The sequence below is a fragment of the Tunicatimonas sp. genome, from assembly GCF_049647865.1.
Lineage (GTDB): Bacteria > Bacteroidota > Bacteroidia > Cytophagales > Cyclobacteriaceae > Tunicatimonas.
Map to the genome: position 1 here is coordinate 1 of NZ_JBARYM010000736.1, position 3098 is coordinate 3098.

The 3098-nt window shown below is 45.2% G+C and carries 3 protein-coding genes and 1 pseudogene; 2 read left to right on the forward strand and 2 right to left on the reverse strand.

All coding sequences use genetic code 11. The features are described 5' to 3' along the window. Positions 1–245 (forward strand): annotated as a pseudogene (locus WBA23_RS21485) (molybdopterin molybdenumtransferase MoeA); the annotation flags it as partial. A gap of 80 nt (positions 246–325) precedes the next feature. Here the strand turns inward: WBA23_RS21485 and WBA23_RS21490 are convergent. Next, the gene (locus WBA23_RS21490; protein ID WP_424584335.1) at positions 326–796 is read right to left on the reverse strand and encodes a hypothetical protein; all 471 of its coding nucleotides are present in this window, start codon (positions 794–796) and stop codon (positions 326–328) included. 14 nt (positions 797–810) lie between these two features. Beyond that, on the reverse strand, positions 811–2463 hold the full coding sequence (locus WBA23_RS21495) for an amidohydrolase (RefSeq protein WP_424584336.1): 1653 nt from the start codon (positions 2461–2463) through the stop codon (positions 811–813). Positions 2464–2738: 275 nt separating this feature from the next. On the opposite strand from WBA23_RS21495, the gene WBA23_RS21500 reads away from it, so the two are divergent. Further along, positions 2739–3065 carry a Dabb family protein gene (locus WBA23_RS21500; RefSeq protein WP_424584337.1) on the forward strand — a complete coding sequence of 109 codons (327 nt, stop codon included), beginning with the start codon at positions 2739–2741 and terminating at the stop codon, positions 3063–3065. The last annotated feature ends 33 nt before the right edge of the window (positions 3066–3098 follow it).

Sequence of the window (3098 nt, forward strand, 5' to 3'; positions counted from 1 at the left end):
TACCCAAAAAGCCAACTCAGTGGGCAACCTTAAGTGATGACCTAGAATTTAAACCAGCACTTACCTACTTTCCTACTGTATTCGCGCGCACCAATGAAGGTGGGCATTTTCTGGCCAAACCAGTAGAAGGACACGGTTCCGGCGATTTTGCCAATTTGCTACAGTGCAACGGATTCTTAGAACTTCCCGACGATCGTTCTCATTTCCGGCAAGGCGAGGTTTTTCCATTTATTCCTTTTACGTAGTTCCTCATGATAAGAGTCTACATAGCCTAAAAGAAATCGTAGAAGCTAAATGTTGATAAGCCTTAATTAATTAAACATAATCAATTCACTTCCTCAACCAGCACTGCCTCTTCCAGTATGTACATCATTTGATACATATCGTGGGCGTTTAGTGTTAGTGTTCCTTTTACCTTGATAGGCGTATCGGTATACTCAATAGGTTCCTCCAGATAGACTTCAACTACCGTTTCAGGACCACCCACTCCGCAAAAGAAACAGGCAGCCAATGGTAACGACGACAAAATAAAGTGGCTAGGTTCAAACACCGCATCTAATCCTCCCGCCGGAATGATGTAGCCCGGAATGGTTATTTCTGCCCTTTCCATCGCTTCTACTTCATCAGAAAAAATAGGGAGGTTTACCATACCGAATTCATCTTCGGTGCTTTCGTACGTTACCTTCGCCAAAGTACTCCACACATTGTTGTTGGAGTATTTAGGACTATCTTCTTGCGCTTGAGAAGGTTTGGAAAATAGCACAACCAACGCAAATACCGCGACTACAACTCTCATAGGTTTCTTAGTTTCTATTTTCTTTCTGACTCGGAATCTACTGATGCCGCATCCGACCGCAATGTAGGATACTCAATCCCTAGTTGCTCTAAGTAGGTGTCGTATTTGGTTTCATCAAAATAATACTTTTCCAACTCAGGCCGAAATGTAGCCATAATCTCCTGATTAAGTTCAATCGCCGGTTTATCATCGGGATTCAGCAGCGGCTCGTACTCCACATCTTTGGTCTGTTCGTCTTTGTAGTAGGTCCAGGCTTCCTCAATAAGTTCAGGTTTTAGAAATAAGTCTAGTAAAGTCATGGCTTCTGCTTTGGCCCCGGCGGTAGCTCCTTTGTGGGCAATCGGAGTAGCCATGGTAATTGCGTTGGACCAATGATGACCCTGCAAACCTGGCATATTAGAAGGAAAACGTAGCACGATGGTGGGAACCGCCCAAGAAATATCCGCAATATCATCGGAACCACCCCCTAGCGAGAATTTCACGGGTTGCCCCAGCTCTTCCAGTTCGGTAGCCAATCCTTCGGGGTCAGAACCTACTTCTTCTTGTACTGCTTTCGCTAGGGTTTGATCGTCCTCCGACCATTCGGGCAAACCGACTTTTTCAATGTTTTTGTGGGCGGTTTCGGCAATCACCTTATTAAAGTGTCCGGGCCAAGCACTACCCAGGTAACGGTACGACATTTCAGTGTCGGTCATCATGGCGGCTCCTTTCGCAATATTAATAGCGATGTCGTACATCTTCTTAATATCGGAGTAGGTACGGTCGCGCAGGTAATACCAAACGGATGCTTTAGCCGGTACCACGTTAGGTTGATCGCCTCCGTCAGTAATTACGTAGTGAGAGCGTTGGGTAGGTTGCAAATGCTCACGACGGAAGTTCCAACCTACGTTCATCAGTTCAACGGCATCGAGCGAGCTACGTCCGCGCCAGGGAGAACCTGCGCCGTGAGCCGCTTCACCATCAAAAGAAAATTCAACCGAAATCATTCCATTGCCGCGGGGGCTGCCGTAGGAGGTTTCCAGATTATTACCCACGTGGGTAAATATGCAAGCGTCTACATCGTCGAAGTAGCCGTCGCGCACAAAGAATGCTTTGGTAGCCACCTGTTCTTCAGCCACTCCGGGCCATAGCATTAGCGTTCCGGGTAAGCCTTCTCGTTCCATAATATCCTTTACCGCCAGCACGGCAGTTACATTGACAGCCTGACCGGAATTGTGTCCTTCACCGTGCCCCGGTGCCCCTTCGATGATAGGATCGTGATAGGCTACGCCGGGCTTCTGGGAGGCTTTAGGAATACAATCCAGATCGCTACCGATAGCGATAACCGGTTTGCCCGAACCCCAGGTAGCCGTCCAAGCGGTAGGCACGCCGGATATTCCTCGCTCAATAGTAAACCCATTTTCTTCTAAAATTCCGGTGATGTACTTTGAAGTTTCAACCTCTTGGAAGCCTAACTCACTAAAGCTGAATATCTTATCAACCATTACCTGGGTGAGTTTGCTATTTTCCTCCACAGCAGCCATCGCCTCCTCCTTCAGTTTCTCAATCTTCTTAGGCGACATTTTTTTCTGGGCGACGGCACTTAGATCAAATAGAAAGAGTGCGACTAACACTAAAGGAATGATATGCTTATACGACTTTGAGTAGAAGCGGAGAAGTAGATTCATAGTTTCTGTCGGTTAGGTGATTTACTAAAATACAAAAAAGGTTTTTCAGGTGCTATCGTTCATTTGTCTACCTTAATTTCAATGCAGAGATAAAACTAATAGCACTACAATGCCAGAATTTAATTTTCCTTTTGCGGCAAAATACAAAATATTACAGTAACTCTCTTTCTTACCATCCGTAGTAAAAGAAAATTTATCCACATTCGCGCCGTACCTTAGAGCTTAACATACCATAAGTGGTATCTTTAAGCTTTTCTACTAAAATCTATCGTACTATGCCGACTCGATTTATTCATAATGTTTTTTTCTGGTTAAAGAATCCTGCCAACGCTGGAGAAGCTAAGGCATTAGAAGCAGGTATTCGCACTCTTTTTGATGTTTCTACGGTGCAAGATGCTCATTTAGGAAAACCGGCTCCCACTGATCGATCAGTTATCGATAACACTTACTCGTATCACTTGATGCTGGCGTTCAACAATTTGGACGATCAGACCGCGTATCAGGGCGATCCAATTCATCTAAAGTTTGTTGATGATTACGCGCATCTTTGGGAGAGAGTGCAGGTATACGATTCGGATGCTGGATTAGTATCCGATAACTAAGGTTGGCTTGAAAAGCATATTCAATTACGGGCT